Here is a 19,592-nt window from a genome sequence, read left to right on the forward strand (position 1 = left end):
TACACTCTTTCCTCTCATTAACAACACATACATAGTCCTCCATACGTTCTACTTATTTGCTTGAAGAAAGAGTTAAAAAACAATATTCATTTTTAGCGGTCACGTAACATCACCATCAAGCCAAGAAAAGTAACTAACCGCAGAATGAGAATTCTGTGCATTTTGCTCTTATTTATTGTTTTAGGTTCACTAGTCTTTTATCTTGATAAACATAGAGCGCGGCCCCCTACTAACCCTTTTTTATCTTGTAAATATATCTTGCATACTATAAAACCAAAAGTATTTTTATTTTTCAGAAAAATAAAAACAATAACACGGAATTTATTGTATAATGTTGTAAAAAGATGTCGGAGGGATTTAATGTTAAATAAAATATCTCAATTCACAATTAAGCTTTCATCAATTCTTTTATCACTCTTACTATTATTAAATTTACCTTATTTATTTATCACCCAACAAGGATTTACCTTTCAACCAATTTATTTTTTTAATCAGACCGTTACTATGTTAAAACAGGTTTTTTCCCCTGAATCATTAGTGATTATAGGATCAGACCCGAAGTTTGGCCATTTCAAAAAAACACCATTATTTCCAACTGTTTTAGAACCTTACCTATATTCATTTACTATATTATTTTCAGCCTTTTTTCTTGCTCTCTTTTTATCATCTAGCATGGCATTTTTTTATTTTTTAGCAAAAGATTATATAAAAAAATGGATAAACCGAATTGTGTTCATATTAGAAGCTGTCCCTGATATGATGATGATGATTTGTTTGCAAATATTTTTCATATGGGTACTTCAGAAATTTGGGGAATCTCCTGTCACTATTATTTCTTTTAATGAAAATCGAGCTTATTTACTCCCTATTTTATCATTAGCTGTCTTACCTACATTACAAATGTTTCGGATGATGGTGTTATACATAAAAGAAGAGCAAGGAAAACATTACGTAGAGGTTGCATATGGAAAAGGCCTTACCTCAAGTTATATACTATGCATCCATTTATTCAAAAATATATCTATCCACTTCTTCCACCATTTAAAAACAATTTTTGTTTTCTTACTTTCTAATTTATTCATTTTAGAATTTGTTTTTAATATGGAAGGCATTATTCAATTTTTATTTAATAAGGCGTTTGTTTCACCTCCAGCTGCATTTATCATACTTGTTATGATAATTTTACCATTTTACGCCATTTTCCAAATAGCCTCATTCATGATGAATAGATGGAAAAAGCAATTGAAAGGAGTATCATTATGAAATCTATTTGGAAATCAAAACGCTTTTTAATCGGCTTTGCTTATCTATTCATACTTATTTCAGCTAGTTTTATTTATAGTTGGTTCTTTAAAGATAACATCCCAAAACCTCCTCAGTTACTTTACAATGACAATAACGAATTACTTGGAAAGGCCCCCTTTCCGCCATCGTTAATTCCACCTTTTGGATCTGATCGTTTTGGAGAGTCTGTTTTCTTACAAATTGTAGAAGGAGCAAAATTCACTATTTTATTAGCCGTGGCAATTAGCTTCTTTCGAATTTTATGCGGAACATGTATAGGAATCCTCTTAAGTTTATTTGCTCCAAAACTCAAGAGATTTTTCCAGTCATGCTCAGAAGTTTTTTATTATATTCCAACTCTATTTATCGCATTCATACTCATCACGCCCGTTAATATTATAATTACATCAAATGCTGATGGGGTAGATCCAAATATTTCATTTACGTTTTATCAAGTACTCGTACTTATTTTTGTCGCTCTGCCTACACTTTCTTTATACATATCCTCAGAGGTTGATGAATTTATGAAACAAGATTACATCTTAAGTTCACAATTACTGGGGGCTAGTCGTTTTCATATTATTAAAAAACACTTACGAGTCTTATTACTTGACCGCTTATTTGTATTATTTATGGAACATATCGTCCAAACACTCATACTCGTTATCCATTTAGCGTTGCTTAACATTGTAATTGGCGGCATACAAATGCGTGAACTCTATGACGGAGTGCTCAAACCTGTTTCTCTATCTAATGATTGGGCAGGCCTTATTGGATTAAATCGTAATGAAATGAATCTTTCATGGTGGATTATTTTTTATACTCTCGCTTCATTCTTTATTACCATTCTATTTATTAAGCTTATGACCATCGGGATTCAAGATTCACTGAAAGCAAGAGATTCGCAAATTGTAGCAATTCAAAACGTTCCAGATCATAAAAAATTTGTTAAACATAAAGATTCTTTTTCGTTTGCAAATAAAGTAAACCTTTAATCATTTCTCATTAATCAAGTATTAATTTGCATTGATATTATTAGAAAATAAAGAAGATGATTCCTATTAAATACAGGGATCATCTTCTTATGCTGTCTAACTTTTTTACATGTATTTGCTAGACTCATGCTTTTTATATTTAAAGTGAATTATTTGCAATCACAATTATTATGTTTTTTAAAATCAATTACCATACGCCCTTGAATTCTACCTTGTTCCATTTCTTCGAATACATTTTGTACTTTATCTAGAGAACAAGTTTGAACAACCGGCACTACTTTTCCTTCTGCCCCGAACATAAACGCCTCTTCCAAATCTTTACGAGTACCAACTAGAGAACCAACTACTTCAATTCCATCCAGTACAAGTCGTGGGATGTTTAAGTCCATTGTTTCTACTGGTAGCCCTACTGCAACTACTTTACCGCAAGCACGTACTGCATCAACTGCTGAGTTAAAGGCTACTTTAGAGACTGCTGTTACTACCGCAGCATAAGCGCCACCAAACTCCTCTTGCACAATTTTATCAGCAGGACCTTGAGAAATTGGATTGATAGTCATATCAGCACCAACTTCTTTTGCTAAGGCTAATTTGTCATCATTAATGTCTACTGCGATTACCTTTGCACCAAATACATTTTTAGCATATTGGATAGCTAAGTTACCTAATCCACCGCAGCCATAGATTACAATAGGTTGACTAGGTTTAATATCTGATACTTTAATAGCTTTATATGTAGTTACACCAGCACAAGTAATTGATGATGCTTGAGCAGGATCTAATCCTTCTGGTACTTTTACCGTATAATCAGCTGTAACGATACATTGTTCAGCCATACCACCATCCACTGAATAACCAGCATTTTTAACTTCACGGCAAAATGTTTCTCTACCAGTTACGCAATATTCACAACGTCCACAAGATTGGAACATCCATGCAATGCTTACACGGTCACCTATCTTTAGTGAAGTAACATCATCAGCTATTTTCGTAACAATACCTACACCCTCATGACCAAGAATACGGCCATCAGTGTTACCAAAATCATGATTTGCAACGTGTAAATCAGTGTGGCAAACTCCACAATACTCTACATCTACTAACGCTTCACCTGAGTGTAACGGACGTAATTCTTTTTCAATCACTTCGATGTTTGCTTTGCTGTTTTTATTAACCACTACTGCTTTCATATGTGATCTCCCCTTTAGTGTTTTAGCATTTTAATGAGTTTATCTCACAACTACTTTCTTCACTACTTTGGCTAGTTATTGTACCAAATTTAAGTGTTCAATCATCATTACATCTTCATCATAACATGACACTTCATAAACAGCTTGTGAAATTATGAACAATATTTGAATTATTACACAAATCGGTCTTTATTTTAAATTTTTAAAAATGAGAGTTTATCATTGACTATAAGTAAGTCACATATTTCTAAAACAAAATAAATTAACAAACTTCTCACCGATAAAAAAGCTCTTCACTCAATATTTTCTACATGTAAACACTTAGTTTCACAGTAATATCCTTTGCCACCAACATAAACTTTTTCTATTTTATTTTTGCTATTGGTTGCTAATTTAACTAATATTTCAGAAGGCGAGTGTAAAGAATAACCTTGTTCAAATACATAGACTTCTTTTTTCAAGTAGTCCTGTTCATAAAGATAGCAAGCTAATGCACCGTTCGAAGTTCCAGTCGCTGCTTCTTCATTGATGTCGTATAGCGGAGCAAAATTTCTGCATATAATTCGATTGTCATTAAAAGTATATAGATGCATCCCGACAACATTATAATACTTGCTGATTTCTTTAATTTTTTCAAAATTAGGTTGCAGTGCATGTAATTGTGTTTCGCTTTTTATAGGAATTAAAATATCTTTTAAGCCCGTGGAGACAATTTGAATTGGGTATTTATTGTCTATATCTTTACTATCAAAACAGTCGGTGAACTCGTTTGGAGATACAACATCATAGAATATCGGTTTATTTTGTTCCATGAATATAATGTCATCTTTTATAGTAATAGTAAGAACACCGCTGTTCGTTTCAATCGTATAGCGATTCCTGAAAAGTTTATTTAAATGCATTAGTATCGCGAAAGAGCCAATTGTGGCATGACCACATAAATCAACTTCTTCTTTCGGTGTAAAATACTCAAATTTATAATCAGCAAGTTCAGATTCTGATATAAATGCGGTTTCCGCATAGCCCAGTTGTTTGGCTATTTCCATTTTTTGAGTAGTGGTCAATGTATCCTCAATAAATACCACTCCTGCTTTATTTCCGCCTTTATGATCCTTGCTAAATGCACTTGCAACATAAACAGATATTTTCATAAGACACCTTCCTCACTTATAGTAAATTATAGTATAGAAAGCACTACATATAAATGTCATTGGATAAATTATCCCTAAAATAAGAAACAAACTACTTTTAGCATTTGAACTCTCCAAAAATAGTTTGTCTACAGTCTGAAAGCTCTTCATTTGAAGAGCTTTTTTATATTCGCTTCATCGAAATCGTTTCACGTATACTTTGTAAATTTTTTAGAGTTTCCTCTTGTCGCTGCAACGACAACCCTACATACAAAGTATCTAATAAGCTTAACTGTGCTAATCTGGATGAACTTGCTTCTGTGCGGAATTCAGTCTCACGTGTTGATGTATATAACGTTATATCAGCAAGTTGACTTAATGCTGATTTCTTATAGCTCGTAATCGCAATAATTTTGGCCCCTCTTGCTTTCGCTACTTCTAATGCTTCAAGTAATCCTTTATTGCTACCAGAATGAGAAATACCAATAACAACTGAGTTTTTTGAGAGTAAACCTGCTCCCATAATTTGAAAATGCGAATCAGTATGAGCGATACAAGAAATACCCGTTCTCATAAACTTATGATACGCATCCATTGCAATAATACCAGAGCCACCATTTCCATAAAACTCAATTCGACTTGCTTCTTGCAAGGCTCGTACAGCCTGCTCAAGTGCCGTTTCATTTAGCAAATGTAAAGTATCTTGCAGTCCTGTAATATGCGAATGAAAAACTTTTTTAGCAACAGTTACCATACTATCTTCTGCTGATACCTCTTCATGAATATTTTGCATCGGTGTATGTACAATTTCACGAGCTAATGTAATCTTTAAATCTTGAAAACCTTGCAAACCAAGGTGTTTACATAAGCGGAATATCGTAGCTTCGGAACTACTCGTAACTTCAGCTAATTCTGTAATAGATTTATGTACAACATCTTGTGGATGTTTCAAAATATGTTCGGCAATACTTCGCAATTTCGGTGATAAACCATTTAACGAAGCCTGAATCTTTCCAATCCCACTTCTTGTATCAGGCATAGCATATCCTCCCCTTCCATCGTAGCTTTATCCTGTAAAAACCGATTAGTTAAACTAATCATCAGTGGGGATGGTCCCCCACTGATTAGAGTTTCACTTTATTGTACCTAATTATTGAAAGAAGAAAAACCTATATTAGGGATTACTATAAATTTAATTGCTCCTATGTATTCTGTCATACGATATAATAGAATTATTCATACTTATGAATAATTCTCCCCATGTTTAACTGCGTATAATGCGGCTTGCGTACGATCGTCCACTTCCAATTTAGCTAAAACGTTTGAAACGTGTGTTTTCACAGTTTGTTCTGTAATATAAAGTTCTGCTGCAATCTCCTTGTTGCTTCTTCCTTTCGCAATTTCGCGAAGTACCTCTTGCTCTCTTTTCGTTAACATTGAAAAAGGATTTTCTATTTCCTTCTTTACTGCGGAACGCCCTATTAATGCAGGTGTTACTTTCGGGTGAAAATTCGCATTTCCTTGATATACTGCAATAATAGAAGCGACAAGTTGTTCAGGTTGTACTTCTTTTAATTGATAACCATCTGCTCCAGCTTCAAGTGCTGGTATAACATAATCTTGCTCTGAAAAACTACTTAATATAAGTACCTTTATCGTCTCATCGTATTGCTTTAGACGTTTTGTTGCCTCAATTCCATCCATTTTCGGCATCGATACATCCATTAGTACGACATCCGGTTTTTCTTTTTGCACGAAATGTAATGCCTCTTCGCCATTTTCCGCTTCCCCAATAATTTCAAATTCTTCTCTCGTTTTCAAAAAGAATACAAGTCCTCTTCGAACGATATGATGATCCTCAACTAGTAGCAGTTTAATCTTCAACCTTATTCTCCCCTTCAAATCGGCAATTGAATTTCTATTTTTGTACCCTTTTTCAGCTCTGTTGTAATTTGAAACGATCCCTTCATTAACTGAATACGTTCCTTCATACTTTTCAGACCAAGTGCTGATTCCCTTACTTGTTCTTGTATAAATCCTATTCCATTGTCTTCTATGTAAAAATGTAACTGGTTATTTTCTATTTTTAAAAGAACATGTACCTTTTCACACGAAGCATGCTTTTTACAATTATGTAACGCCTCTTGGCTAATACGCCATAAAACTTCTTCTATTTCATCCCCAATTAAAACCATCCCATCAATTCGAACTTCCACTTGAACTCCTAATAACTTCCCGTAATTTTGAATTGCTTCTGCTAATCCTTTCTCTAATCCTTCAGGTCTTAATTGCCAAATTAATAGCGTCATCTCTTGTAATGCTTCTTGTGATAATTCTCCAATATAACTTAACATCTCTTGCAATTCTCTATCTTGCGTCATATTCAGAGTACCTTTCGCTGTTAGCATAATAGAAAATAACAATTGTTTTACTGAATCATGTAAATCACGTGCAAGTCGATTTCTTTCCGCTACCACTACATATTTACGTTCTTTCTCAACTAATTGAATACGTTGTATTGTCGTTCCAATTTGAAATGCAATTGATTCTAATAACGCTAACTCTTCCTCTGAAAAATGAGTCTTGTGAGGTGCAGCCACATTTAGTATACCGAATTTTTCCAATCCAGACCTAAGCGGAATTGTCGCATGATGTGTAACATCTTCTGTCTCTCCCCAATTACATTCAATTGCATCTTCTATTCGCTTACATTCAATAATATTAGTCGCTTTTTCCAATCTCCCATTCACAAAACGTTCTACACACCAACAGTTTCCTTCACACATCGGCTTCTTCTCTTGCCACGTAAGAGCCTCTGGTAAATTTTCGTCTACAAGCATGCTGTGCTTTCCACTTTCATCAATAAAGAATATCCACCCTGTTTGTAAGTTCATAACTTGTAACAATGTATGCAACACTTTTTCTAACATATCCTGTAAGTTTGTTGCTTCATTTAATAATTCAGCAATTTCTTTTAATGCTTCTAAACGATGCATCTCTTTTTCTTCAAAGCTCATTCTCATCACCAACTACAATTATAACATTAAGAAATTTCTAAATTCTATAAATAAAAAAAGAACCGAATTCCTTCAGCCCTTTCTTTATATCAATCATTTTATTATTGTTATTCTATCCAATGTTGGAAGCAAAATTTTTGTTAACAAATGATTCTACTTTAGCTGTCCGATAAAGATTGTCCACCATGGATATGCTGTAAGCCTTCAGTAGTAACAACCATATTCGCTGCTGGCATTTGCACTTGATTTTTATGGAACATAGACATTAATTCAAATCTTACTTGTCTAGAAGTTTCAAAATAATCTTCTGGCTTTATTAAACCTGTAATACAAAATTCATACCCAACATATTTCAAGTTAGGATTTAAGTCTGTAACACCGACGTATTTAAATGGTTCAACAGCCTCATCCTCTACTCTATAAAGAGTTTGATTCAATTTTTCATTGCATATAACACATACTTCTTCTAATAATTCCTTCACTCTTGTTGGATCTTCCTGATAACTTACAGTGATGCGTTCAATTACACGCATCCATCCTTTATTAAAATTTTGTATCGTTCTAATCTCTCCGTGCGGGATGGTAAGTAGTTTTCCTGACCATTCACGAATTTGCATAAAACGAATACTAATCTCTTCAATAGTTCCTGAATTTGTTCCGTTAAAAGTTACAAAATCACCAACCCGAAACTCTTTGTCCGCTAATCTTGCAAAGCCTAATATAACATCTTTTAGCATCTGTTGTGCAGCAAAACCGATGACAACTCCAGCTATCCCTGCACCTGCAATAATACTTTTTATATCTACAAATTGGCTAATTAAATATATGATAAGACTGATGATAATGATATATCTAAAAATAGATCGAATTACACTTTGAATCGTCTGCTCTACCTCTTCATCAAAAAAGCTTGATTTCCTAAAAAACCAATCAATAATACGGTTTATTACAAAAGAAATAATGATTAAAACTAAAGCAAATAGTAAAAATCTTAAAAGTAAAAACTCTCTTACATAATTAAAAAATTCTTCAGTATGCGTTAATAAGCTCATTTAACCACTTCCTTACTAATTAAAAAATTCGTAATCGCCTAAGTTTGTTCTAGAAAAATCTATTATCCTAATCTTAAATGCCACTACCCTTACTATGTATTTTGACTCTATTACTAATTCACTTTAAACAGTATGTCTAGGTGTTCTTTTTCCTTTCCCTTTAAATATACCCTTTTTAATAATCTAAAGGGAGCTAATAGTGATTTTTAATATTACAACTTTATTCTACTCATTAAGATTTCAATTAATTTATTAACTAAGTACAAAAAAGAGCTGAAATCATCAGCTCTTTTATTCGATGTTAATTGTTGTCTTACTGTTTTTTTCTTCTTTCAATTTTGGTAATTCTATTGTCAGTACGCCATCTTTATAATTTGCTCTAACATTTTCTGCCTCAACTTGTTTAAAACTAAAGCGTCGAGTTACAGAACCTATAGAACGTTCTTTACGAATATATGTGCCATTCTCATTTTTTTCTTCTACTTCATTATGGTTAGTTGCTTGAATCGTTAATACATCTTGTTCAAAATCAACTTGAATGTTTTCTTTTTGAAAACCTGGTAAATCTGCTTTCACAGTATATTTATCAGATTGCTCATGAACATCTACTTTAAAAGTATCCATGTTCAGTGGCTTAAAGAAAGCATCTGTCATCCCTTCTAATAAAGAAGGCCCAAAATCAAAAATACCATTTTGACGTTTTGTTATCTCTGGAAATAAATTACGCATATTTTTTCCTCCTTATTATTTATGAATGAAAGATTATCTCTTTCTGCCTTTATTATAACACTTGGTCAAAAAAGGTCAAAGATTTTATTTGACCTTTTTTGATGTATATTTTACCAAATAACACAAATAAGTTATATGTCATCTCTCCCCTTATAAAGAGAAATATATTTACATAATAACGAATAGTTTATTTGCTCTTATTTTTTCTTACGGAGGTTACATACAATGGGATATATTGAAGAACTTAGAAAAGTTGTCGGATCAAGACCACTCAATTTATTAGGCGTTGCGGTAGCTGTTTTCAATGAACAAGGACAAATAAAAGAGACCTTTTTAAAGGCCTTTTTTTTTATTTCACTTCTGCATGTAAACAAGATTTAAAATGTCCAAGTGCAAATTCATGTCCTTGCGCATTAAAAGATGCAACTGCCTTTTCATAAACAACAATTTTAAACCCTTTATTATACGCATCTACTGCTGTATGAAGAACACAAATATCAGTACATACCCCTACAAGATGAACCTCTTCAATTCCTCTTTCTCTTAGCTTCATCTCTAAATCCGTTCCAGCAAATGCACTATACCGTGTTTTATCCATGTAATATACATTCTCTGCATTTTTATATGTTTCGTACACATCTTGTAATTCACCAAACAAATCTCTTCCACTTGTACCAGCTATATTATGAGACGGGAATAACTTTGATTCTGGATGATATACATCATTTTCTTCATGTTTATCAATAGCAAAGACAACGTAATCTCCATTTTCAATATATTGCTTCGTTATATGTACAATTTCCTTCTCAATTTCCTGTCCTGGTTTTCCGCAAGTTAAAGCACCTTTTTTCGCTACAAAATCATATGTATAATCAATATTAATAAGAGCTCGTTTCATAACCACCATCTCTCCTTCTTCTGTTTCACAGTAAACAATAGAAAATTTGTTATTACGACATCATGTGTACTATTCGACATTTTAAATGAAATACCTACATTTTTCTTCTGAAACTTACCTTAGTCCGAGTTTATCATATAATAGATAAACAATGGTAAAACAAATAGCTCCTATTAACAAGTCATGAATTTGATAATTGAGCGTAGCTTGAATCATCTCTTGTATCGTAAACCAAATTACTGCCATCATTAGGCTAATCAAAATGATACGAATACACCGATTCACATCTTCAACCTCTTTCTCTGTCATAGTAGTAACAAGTGATTACTTCCTATTTAATCGTATTAGAAAATGAAATAAGTTATTCACTCTTGCACACTCTAGTCCAAACAAAAAAGCACACTACTTTTTGAGTAATGTACTTTTTATTCATATTAAGACGCTGGTTTTGTCTCAAATGTTGCTTGATTAAAACTAATAACCTTTCCTTTCGGGTCATTGTTTTCATACTGAACTGCAGTAATTGTATGACTACCTGTTTCCAGCGTTTTTTCTTTTAACTGCACTGTTGTCTGCGTTGTACTAGTTACTTGATGTTTATCCGTATACATTTGATCTACAAATACGAATGTTTCTTTATCACTTTGAAAATTAGAAAGTTCTAATTCAACTTGCTGAATTAACGTATCCTTTTTGATGAATACAGTCGGTATATTGCCGTTTTCTGAAGTACCATCTGGAGTAATAACTTTTACTTTCCCTTCTCCAATTGACATTGCTCCTTCAGGAAATTCAACCATATTCTCATCACTTGCGTTTACAACTTGTTCTTCCTGTTTTGATTGCGCGTCCTCTTTTTCCTGTGGAGCACCGCAACCAACTAATAACAATACAGACAATCCAGTGATTATGAATTTTTTCAAAATTCATCCCCCCTGTAACTTCATTATAATTTATTATACAAAAATAACTTTTAAATTTTGAGACTACTTTCAACACTTTCATGAACAAATAGAATCTTGCTCACGATTAATGTATCATACTTTCCTTAATAGAACATTAATTTTTTTTATGAAATAAATAGTAATTTCCTCTTATCTATCATTTTAGCCCAACATATGAATTACATACCCTCAAAAATAAAAAGACATTGTTAGTTCAATGTCTTTTCTATACAGCAATTAAAAAACAAACGTTGTAATCTCATCTACTTCTTTTCTTGGAAGTTTCTTCGGTTTATCTTTCGGAAATCCGAGTGAAATAACCATATTTATTTGTTTTTCAAGCTCAATTTGTAAATATTGGCGCAGTTCATCTTGAGCTAGCAATACTGGCCCTGTCATTGGACAAGTACCAAGCCCCTTTGCATGTGCAGCTAACATTAAGTTTTGTGCCGCTAAACAACTACTCTTAATGCCTTCTTCTTCCCAAACTGAATTTGGAACAAAAGCAATTGGATCAAATATCTTTTCACGGAACTTTGATTCATATGGTGTTGCCAAACATACGATTAATACTGGTGCCTCCGAGAAAGCTGTTGCATATGGTCCGAAAGAACGTGTAAGTAATTTCCCTGCTTTCTCTTCTCCATTTTCTGCTGCTTTTGCCGCAAGTTTATGTAATGCATCCCATGTCATTTGTTCAATTTCTTTAATCTTCTCTCGATTCATGATAACTAAGAATTCCCACGTTTGTGAATTGGTATCACTCGGTGCGTAACGAGCACAATCAATTATTTCTTTTATATCATTAGTAGATACTTCTTGATCTGTAAACTTTCTAACACTTCGTCTTCCGTGAATTACTTCTTTAAAATTTTCATAATTCATATATTAAATCCCCTTTTTACAGCGTTTTCAAAACTTGTCCTATGCTTGAATTATATCATGAAAAAAAGCCGGAAGAATACCAGCTTTTTTCTTCATGATTAATTTGTCACTTTAAACAAACGAATACTCTCTTCGTATGCAGCTTGTAGTTTTTTCGTAATTGGTCCTCTTTCACCAGCCTCGAATTGTTCATCACCAATTTGAACGACTGGGAATATTTCAAGTGGCGTCGCTGTAAAGAAGCACTCCTCAGCGTCATATACTTCTTGTAATGAAAACTCTCGTTCCTCTACATCGATATGTAACTCTTTCGCTAATGTAATTACGTAGTGACGTGTAATACCATGTAAAATGAAATGATCCGCTGGATGTGTAATTAACTTATTATTCTTCACGATAAAGAAATTGGAATGACATCCTTCAGTCACAATACCATCTCGTACTAATATTGCTTCTTGATAACCTTGTTCATTTATTTTGTTTTTGATCATGATATTAGGAAGCAAATTTAAAGATTTTATATGGCAAAATTTCCACCTGATGTCCTCTTCTACTGTCACCTTAATCCCTGCCTCCATTGAAGCAACTGGTCTTGGGAACGAAACAAGATTTGCAAAATATGTCGGTTGTAAATCTGATTCATATACATGATTGCGCGGTTGTGCACCTCTTGATATTTGTAAATATACATTCCCATCTTCTTGAAATTGATTTTTTTCAATCATTTGATATAACTCTTCTACTAATTCTTCCTTCGTAAATGGTGGAATTAGTTTTATTTCTGCCATAGAGTTAAAGAATCTTTTCAAATGTAAATCTAATAAATGAGGCTTGCCGTCGTATAGTCTAAATACTTCATAAATCCCATCACCAAATTGGAAGCCTCGCTCTTCTAATGCGACCATCGGCTGTTCTTCCTTCGTATTAATCATTCTCCCATTAAACAAGATCCAATCTTTATGAGTAGCTTTCATTCTTCCCCACTCCTTTATCACATGATTGATTTTATTGTACAACTTATGACACCCTGAAAGAAGGAATTTTCTGTATTTTCACAAACAAAAAATACATCACTTCGTAAAAGTGATGTATTTTATCATTTATTTAAGGAAATATTTTTCAATATCATCTAACATAAGGTTCGCAGCTTTAATACCGCCTGCTGTATTCCAGATTACCTCGTCTACTTGGAATACTTTATTATTTTTAGAAGCCTGTAGTTGCTTAAAGAGTGGATCTTCTATCCATTCCTTTGCTAACGAATTTCCTTCATTATTCTTATCTGCATCTTTATCAGACGTGAAATAGAATAAGTAGTCTCCGTCCATATTTGGAATTTGCTCTTTTGTAATTCCTTTTATCGCAAAATCATCTTTATCTTGTAATGGTGGTCGTTTAAATCCAATATCATTTAAAACAACGCCCGAGAATGAGTTTTTTTGATAAATACGAACGTCACCTGGTACGAAACGAATAATAGAAACTTTAGAATTCAAATTATCGCCTAACTTCTCTTTCATTCCTTCAATACGTTTTTTATAATCATCAAGAGCTTTCTGCCCTTCTTTTTCTTTATTTACAGATTTTGTATAAAGTGTAAAGTTTTCTTTCCAATCACCGCGTAATGTTTCTGCATAAACAGTTGGTGCGATTTCTTTTAGCTGATCATATATTTTTTCATGACGCATTTTATTTCCGATAATTAAATCTGGCTTAAGCTTCATTACAGCCTCTAAATTAATATCACGTTCAGTTCCTACAACTTCCGTGTTTTTTAACTCTTTCGCTATATGAGGATACCATTCATCACCAGCACGTGGTTTCGTAGTCCCCACTGGCGTTACGCCCACAGCTAGGAGAGCCTCTGCGCCTTCATTTGTTAAAACAACAACTTTTTTAGGTGTACCATTTACTATCGTTTCACCCATTGCATGCTTTATCGTATATGAATCTTTTGCTTTCGCTGATATATTATTTTCTTTTTTCTCTTCTTTACTACATCCTGCAATTACAACCATGAGTATCGTAATGCAGAACATAATTAGTTTTTTAGTATGTATCATATGTCCTCCCTAGATGAAATCGATTATCATTAACAATTAAAGATTAATGGATGTTACATACATTGTCAATGTATATCAGAAAACTTTTTTAATATATACTATTTAGATTCTATCCGCTTTTCTAATGTTTCTTTTTAAAACATAGTGCATAAGTATGAAAATAAATGTTGTTATTAAAATGCGTATTCTTGTTATACATAACAAGAATACGCATCCATATTGCATTATCATTTTAATTCCTAATATTGAGTATATTTAATATATGCTGGGTCATTATATACCCACTGATTTCCACCAAGGTTTAACCAACCATTTTCATTTATATATACTAAATAAGATTCTGGAGAATTTAATTTGCGGATAACTGCAGATGTAGTTGATTGACCACTTCTTAAATTTACATTCATCCCTTGTATATATGCAACCCCAATCGGGCTTCCATCACTGTTGCTTGTCTTTACAAAATTAATGTAAGAAGGATCATTATACACCCATTGTCCATTCCCCAAATCTAGCCATTCGTTACTTTCCTGATATACAACGTAAGATTCTGGAGAATTTAATTGACGAATAACTGAGGAAGAAGTTGATGGACCATTTCTTAAATTTACATTTTTCCCAAGAATATAAGCGATTCCCTTCGTTTGAGGTGTCGGTTGTGGATTTGGATCTACTCCAAAAATAGCTGCTATTCCATTTGCATACGCTTGACTTAGATCTTCAATAAATTGTGGATTTTTTAATAAATTTGCATCAAACGCTGTATCAATAAAAGCAGTCTCAGTTAAAATTGCATCCATTTTGGTTTCTCTTAATACCGCATAATTTTCTTTTTTTGCTCCTCGATCACGAAGACCGTATTTTGTTAATACAGGATTGACAGCTGTATGCATTTTTTGTTGCTTTGCATATGCAGTGCTGGTATTGGATAACGCATTATAAATATAACTTTCAAAACCTGTACCCCCGCCGCTATTAATATGAAATGAAATAAAATAATCCGCACTGAAAGCATTAGCAATATTAGCACGTTCCGATAAAGAAATAAACACATCACTATCACGTGTCATTTTAATTGTAATTGGGTAATTTACCGTTAAAATGTCTCGAACGCGTCTAGCAATTTGAAGTGTTAAGTTTTTTTCTACTAAACCATTACCAACAGCACCAGAATCATATCCACCGTGCCCTGCGTCTATAACAAGTTTCATTTTATTGCCCCGCCCCTTTCTTGTAATATGTTTGCATTTCTACTCGTCCTATTTTATGTGAAATGTACAAGTTCTGTTACAATTGCAAATAAAAAAACCGCCTTATGTAAGGCGGTTTCTATCATCTTGCTTTAACCAATTTAAAATAAATATATACGATTGATAGTGAACATAACGTATGCAAAATAAAATAAATAAAAGTGCTATTCCAACACCACTATAAAGTAAACCGAACTTTAAAAAAACATTTAAAAGTGGTGGAAAGTTCATTAGATTTTGTAATGTACTAAGCATACAAAACATAATGAAAAAGACAGAGACGTATTGTAATTCATACGGCTTTTTTTTCTTACTCATTCTTTTCCGAATGATTATATGACATAATTCTGCTACTATAAAGCACCCTCCAATTAATACAAGACCAGAAGTCATCGTCATACATCCACCTGCCTTATGTTTATTGTATCGCATAAATAATCATCGTTATATTTTCTTTACATACTCTTCATCTTCTGAAGCAAAACCAAAACTCTCTATGAAAGACTTCGCCTTTTCTGTTAATTTCTCTTGTAGCACTTTTATTTCTTTCACATTTCTTTGTTTCATCATTTCTTCAAATGTAAAATACGTATTTGTACCATAACCGTAACCTTGGTAATCAAAATGAATAATTAGCTGTGATAAAACAGCCTGTTCCTCTTGTACACTATAATCTATTACACCAATATATGTATCATCAACTTTTACACAGTACTGTACCTTTTTCTCACCTAAACTATGCGATTTAAACATTTCTTTAACAACGCTTTCATTTTCTACAGTAACTTTCTCAAACGTAATCATATGTTGTCCATCCTTTTACTATTATTGTATCAATAATACTTCCTATTTATGAAAAAAACCTTAAGACCGTATGCGATCTTAAGGTTTTTCTATTTAAACTAAGCTATACGCACGTTTTGTTTCTTCATGGAACTTATTCGTATCGTATTTATGCTCAACATAAATTTGGTGCCATACCATAAACGCAAGTACAGTCCAAATTTTACGGCTATAATCGCCTTTATCTGCACAATGTGCTTCCAGTAAGTTTAATACATACTGTTTGTCGATTAAATGCTCTGTCTTACTTTCGTTTATAATATTTATAGCCCAATCATGCATTTCGTCTTTTAACCAGTGACGAATTGGTACTGGGAATCCAAGTTTTTTACGATCTAATACGTGATCTGGAACGATTCCGCGTGCTGCTTCACGTAAAATAGCTTTCGTAGTTCCGTTAGCAATCTTAAATTCAGTTGGAATTTTAGATGCAACATCGAATACTTCTTTATCTAAGAACGGTACACGAAGTTCTAATGAGTTTGCCATTGTCATTTTATCAGCTTTTAATAAAATGTCACCGCGTAACCATGTGAACATGTCAATGTACTGCATTTTACTTACATCATCATAATCTTTAATCTCATTATACAATGGTTTCGTGATATCCATATAGTTAACACTTTCATTGTAATACTTCATTAATTCAGCTTTTTCTTCTTCACGGAAGATTTTAGCATTTCCATAGTAACGCTCTTCAATTGGTGTACATCCACGCTCTAGGAAGCTCTTACCTTTAAACCCTTCTTTAAGAGCACCACTTAATGCTTTTAGAACGCTCTTACCTGGGCTAGGAATGTAAGAGAACATTTTTAGTGAGTTTGGCTCACGGTAAATGTTATAACCACCAAATAGCTCGTCTGCGCCTTCACCTGAAAGAACAACTGTTACATGTTTACGTGCTTCTTTCGCAACGAAGTACAATGGTACAGCTGCTGGATCAGCTAAAGGATCATCCATATGCCAAATGATTTTTGGGAACTCATCCATAAATTCTTTCGCTGAAATGAATACGTTATGGTTTTTAACGCCTAATTTCTCAGCAGTTTCTTTCGCAACATCAACTTCACTGAAACCACGTTGCTCAAAACCAACAGAGAATGTTAAAAGATTTGGATTCATTTCTCTTGCGATAGAAGCGATGATAGATGAATCGATACCACCAGATAAGAATGAACCTACTGGTACATCACTACGCATATGCACTTTTACTGAATCATATAACACATCACGAATCGCTTGGATATGCTCCTCTTTCGTTGCACTTGAAGCATTGAAATAAGGTTTCCAGTAGCGATGGATTTCCATCTCTTTACCGATTTCTTTTACGAAATAATGACCAGGCTCGATTTTATTAACATCAATTGTTAACGTTTCTGGCTCTGGACCATATTGGTACGTAAAGTAATGTTGTAGTGACGTTGGATTAACGCCTTTATCTTCCATCACATGCATAATACTTTTCTTCTCAGATGCGAAGAATGTAGTATCACCTTGTTGTGCGATGTATAAAGGTTTAATACCGAAGTGGTCACGTGCACCGAAAAGTTTCTTTTCTTCACGATCCCAAATCATAAATGCAAACATACCACGAAGGTAGTCTACACATTTTTCTTTCATATGTGCATACAATGCAATGATAACTTCTGTATCAGATTGCGTTGCAAACGTTGCACCTTTTTCAAGTAACATTTCACGTAATTCTACATAGTTGTAAATTTCACCATTAAAAATAATTACATATCGATCATTTTCATAAGTTAGCGGCTGATGTCCTGCCTCTAAGTCAATGATACTTAAACGGCGGAAGCCAAATTGTACATGTTCATCACGAAAATATCCTTCGTCATCTGGACCACGGTGGAAAATCATCGTGTTCATATTTTCAAATTGATGTTTTTCTGTTTCTGAAAACTCTCTAGGGTTTTCACATAAACATCCTACAAAACCACACATACTTCTTACCCTCTTTCAGTTTTCATTCTGTCTCTATACTACTATATCAACCCTATTTATACTAGCATAATCAACTGAATATGGCGACCAAAAACTATAAAAAAATCACTCCATTTCACATTTTTAACAATTTTTTATGAAAACATGAAAACTAGGCACTCACCTTTCTCCGCTTTTGTCATATGATATTGCAAATTGATTTCTAGGAGGGAATACCATGAGTGAAGAAAAAAAAGATTCTTCTCGCCCACCGGTTCGTAATTACTTAAAGCAAATTGATGATTTCTTCGAGCAAACACCTCTTCGCAATGTAATCGCTGATTTAAATCATTTTTTCCAAAAAGGAAACCGTTTATTAACATTCCCTGTAGATTTATATGAAGTTGGTGAAGAACTCGTTGTTACAGCTGAACTACCAGGTATACAAAAAGAACAAATTCAAATTGAAATACAAAGTGAATACTTAAAAGTCTCTGTAAAAGAAGAGATACTTGAAGAGGAAGAAGAACAAACATCCCATAACTATTATCGCCGAGAACGTTCCATTTCAGAAGCATCAAGATTGATTAAGTTACCGTATTCAATTAATAAAAAAGCGGCAAAAGCTTCTTATCAAAACGGCGTATTAGAAATTCGAGCGCCGAAACTTCCCCAGCAACATGACATTTTATCCATAGACTAATGCAAAAAAATAAGGGTGCTATGCACCCTTATTTTTAATCCACTAATCGCTTCATATCACGTATAATGTCTTCATATGGCGTATTACTAATGCCACTATACTTTTTCATTACTTTTCCGTTTTGATCAATTAAATAAAATGATGTACCATGTATGACCTGACCGTTCTCCGGCTTATCTACAAGTGATTGGAAATTATCTTTTGAAAACTTTGTAATATCTTCTAACGAATACCCTGTTAATAAATTCCAGTTACTAGTATCCTCTGTAAACTTCTGAATAAAAGCTTTCAGATTTTCTGGCTTATCAAGGTCTGGATCTACACTAAATGAAACAAACTGAACGTCTAATTTCTCTTCTTTTGCCATCTTTTGCAGCTTGGCCATATTTGCAGTCATTGGCGGACAAACTGTCTGACAATTTGTGAACATAAAATCTGCAACCCAAACTTTCCCTTTTAAATCTTTTGTACCGAATTGCTTTCCATCTTGATTTGTAAATTGGAAAGTTTCTAAATCCCAATTTAATGGTTTACGAAGCTTTGAACCTGATTCACTACATCCGGCAAGTACAAAGAGACAAAATACAACCATAAGACCAATTATTTTTTGATAACGCTTCATTTATAAACCTCTTTTCTCTATCCTAAAAATAGGTTATGTTTATAATAACAAA

22 protein-coding genes are annotated in these 19,592 nt (G+C 33.3%); 4 read left to right on the forward strand and 18 right to left on the reverse strand.

Annotation, left to right across the window (positions count from 1 at the left end; genetic code table 11):
- Window positions 1-360: 360 nt before the first annotated feature.
- Window positions 361-1,263, forward strand: a complete 903-nt coding sequence (locus F3I02_RS28700) for an ABC transporter permease subunit (RefSeq protein WP_046946344.1) — start codon at window positions 361-363, stop codon at window positions 1,261-1,263.
- A complete protein-coding gene (locus F3I02_RS28705) occupies window positions 1,260-2,279 on the forward strand; it encodes an ABC transporter permease (RefSeq protein WP_000836556.1) in 1,020 nt (339 codons plus the stop codon). The genes F3I02_RS28700 and F3I02_RS28705 overlap by 4 nt, the downstream gene beginning before the upstream one ends.
- Window positions 2,280-2,428: 149 nt before the next feature.
- Here the strand turns inward: F3I02_RS28705 and adhP are convergent, their stop codons facing one another.
- The 7 genes from adhP to F3I02_RS28740 all read right to left on the reverse strand — a co-directional run bounded on the left by adhP (window position 2,429) and on the right by F3I02_RS28740 (window position 9,397).
- A complete protein-coding gene (gene adhP, locus F3I02_RS28710) occupies window positions 2,429-3,469 on the reverse strand; it encodes an alcohol dehydrogenase AdhP (protein WP_046946346.1) in 1,041 nt (346 codons plus the stop codon).
- A gap of 293 nt (window positions 3,470-3,762) precedes the next feature.
- A complete protein-coding gene (locus F3I02_RS28715; RefSeq protein ID WP_046946347.1) occupies window positions 3,763-4,620 on the reverse strand; it encodes a PhzF family phenazine biosynthesis protein in 858 nt (285 codons plus the stop codon).
- Window positions 4,621-4,783: 163 nt separating this feature from the next.
- On the reverse strand, window positions 4,784-5,638 hold the full coding sequence (locus tag F3I02_RS28720) for a MurR/RpiR family transcriptional regulator (RefSeq protein WP_001113484.1): 855 nt from the start codon (window positions 5,636-5,638) through the stop codon (window positions 4,784-4,786).
- A 203-nt stretch (window positions 5,639-5,841) separates the two neighbouring features.
- On the reverse strand, window positions 5,842-6,483 hold the full coding sequence (gene casR, locus F3I02_RS28725; protein WP_000694627.1) for a two-component system response regulator CasR: 642 nt from the start codon (window positions 6,481-6,483) through the stop codon (window positions 5,842-5,844).
- A gap of 14 nt (window positions 6,484-6,497) precedes the next feature.
- The gene (casK, locus tag F3I02_RS28730) at window positions 6,498-7,616 is read right to left on the reverse strand and encodes a two-component system sensor histidine kinase CasK (RefSeq protein WP_089148440.1); all 1,119 of its coding nucleotides are present in this window, start codon (window positions 7,614-7,616) and stop codon (window positions 6,498-6,500) included.
- 158 nt (window positions 7,617-7,774) lie between these two features.
- Window positions 7,775-8,668, reverse strand: a complete 894-nt coding sequence (locus F3I02_RS28735) for a mechanosensitive ion channel family protein (RefSeq protein ID WP_000055370.1) — start codon at window positions 8,666-8,668, stop codon at window positions 7,775-7,777.
- Window positions 8,669-8,959: 291 nt separating this feature from the next.
- On the reverse strand, window positions 8,960-9,397 hold the full coding sequence (locus F3I02_RS28740; RefSeq protein ID WP_001245051.1) for an Hsp20/alpha crystallin family protein: 438 nt from the start codon (window positions 9,395-9,397) through the stop codon (window positions 8,960-8,962).
- A gap of 225 nt (window positions 9,398-9,622) precedes the next feature.
- Here F3I02_RS28740 and F3I02_RS28745 point away from each other — a divergent pair, with 225 nt between their 5' ends.
- The gene (locus F3I02_RS28745) at window positions 9,623-9,778 is read left to right on the forward strand and encodes a hypothetical protein (RefSeq protein WP_230876926.1); all 156 of its coding nucleotides are present in this window, start codon (window positions 9,623-9,625) and stop codon (window positions 9,776-9,778) included.
- On the opposite strand, the gene F3I02_RS28750 is transcribed toward F3I02_RS28745, so the two are convergent.
- The 10 genes from F3I02_RS28750 to asnB form a co-directional block, all read right to left on the reverse strand.
- Window positions 9,747-10,295 (reverse strand): cysteine hydrolase family protein, encoded by a 549-nt coding sequence (locus tag F3I02_RS28750; RefSeq protein ID WP_000816794.1) that lies wholly within the window; start codon window positions 10,293-10,295, stop codon window positions 9,747-9,749. The genes F3I02_RS28745 and F3I02_RS28750 overlap by 32 nt on opposite strands.
- Window positions 10,296-10,409: 114 nt before the next feature.
- On the reverse strand, window positions 10,410-10,604 hold the full coding sequence (locus tag F3I02_RS28755; protein ID WP_000136532.1) for a hypothetical protein: 195 nt from the start codon (window positions 10,602-10,604) through the stop codon (window positions 10,410-10,412).
- A 125-nt stretch (window positions 10,605-10,729) separates the two neighbouring features.
- Window positions 10,730-11,218: a putative periplasmic lipoprotein gene (locus F3I02_RS28760; protein ID WP_000713492.1), complete on the reverse strand. Its 489-nt coding sequence runs from the start codon at window positions 11,216-11,218 to the stop codon at window positions 10,730-10,732.
- Window positions 11,219-11,476: 258 nt separating this feature from the next.
- Window positions 11,477-12,124 carry a nitroreductase family protein gene (locus F3I02_RS28765; protein WP_001105564.1) on the reverse strand — a complete coding sequence of 216 codons (648 nt, stop codon included), beginning with the start codon at window positions 12,122-12,124 and terminating at the stop codon, window positions 11,477-11,479.
- Between the two features lie 98 nt (window positions 12,125-12,222).
- The gene (dat, locus tag F3I02_RS28770) at window positions 12,223-13,098 is read right to left on the reverse strand and encodes a D-amino-acid transaminase (RefSeq protein ID WP_000648388.1); all 876 of its coding nucleotides are present in this window, start codon (window positions 13,096-13,098) and stop codon (window positions 12,223-12,225) included.
- Between the two features lie 126 nt (window positions 13,099-13,224).
- Window positions 13,225-14,187, reverse strand: coding sequence for an ABC transporter substrate-binding protein (locus F3I02_RS28775; protein ID WP_000581997.1), 963 nt, complete (start codon window positions 14,185-14,187; stop codon window positions 13,225-13,227).
- Window positions 14,188-14,426: 239 nt separating this feature from the next.
- Complete coding sequence (locus F3I02_RS28780) at window positions 14,427-15,398, reverse strand: N-acetylmuramoyl-L-alanine amidase (RefSeq protein WP_196478663.1); 972 nt, start codon at window positions 15,396-15,398, stop codon at window positions 14,427-14,429.
- 102 nt (window positions 15,399-15,500) lie between these two features.
- Entirely contained in the window at window positions 15,501-15,830 is a 330-nt protein-coding gene (locus tag F3I02_RS28785; protein ID WP_000200462.1) for a hypothetical protein, read from the reverse strand.
- A gap of 51 nt (window positions 15,831-15,881) precedes the next feature.
- Entirely contained in the window at window positions 15,882-16,241 is a 360-nt protein-coding gene (locus F3I02_RS28790; protein ID WP_000627518.1) for a GNAT family N-acetyltransferase, read from the reverse strand.
- Between the two features lie 93 nt (window positions 16,242-16,334).
- Complete coding sequence (gene asnB, locus F3I02_RS28795; RefSeq protein ID WP_000333816.1) at window positions 16,335-18,236, reverse strand: asparagine synthase (glutamine-hydrolyzing); 1,902 nt, start codon at window positions 18,234-18,236, stop codon at window positions 16,335-16,337.
- A 217-nt stretch (window positions 18,237-18,453) separates the two neighbouring features.
- On the opposite strand from asnB, the gene F3I02_RS28800 reads away from it, so the two are divergent.
- Window positions 18,454-18,918, forward strand: coding sequence for an Hsp20/alpha crystallin family protein (locus F3I02_RS28800; RefSeq protein WP_001288085.1), 465 nt, complete (start codon window positions 18,454-18,456; stop codon window positions 18,916-18,918).
- Between the two features lie 34 nt (window positions 18,919-18,952).
- On the opposite strand, the gene F3I02_RS28805 is transcribed toward F3I02_RS28800, so the two are convergent.
- On the reverse strand, window positions 18,953-19,540 hold the full coding sequence (locus tag F3I02_RS28805; protein ID WP_000833333.1) for an SCO family protein: 588 nt from the start codon (window positions 19,538-19,540) through the stop codon (window positions 18,953-18,955).
- Window positions 19,541-19,592: the final 52 nt, after the last annotated feature.

Source organism: Bacillus sp. SRB3LM (assembly GCF_015712745.1).
GTDB lineage: Bacteria > Bacillota > Bacilli > Bacillales > Bacillaceae_G > Bacillus_A > Bacillus_A thuringiensis_K.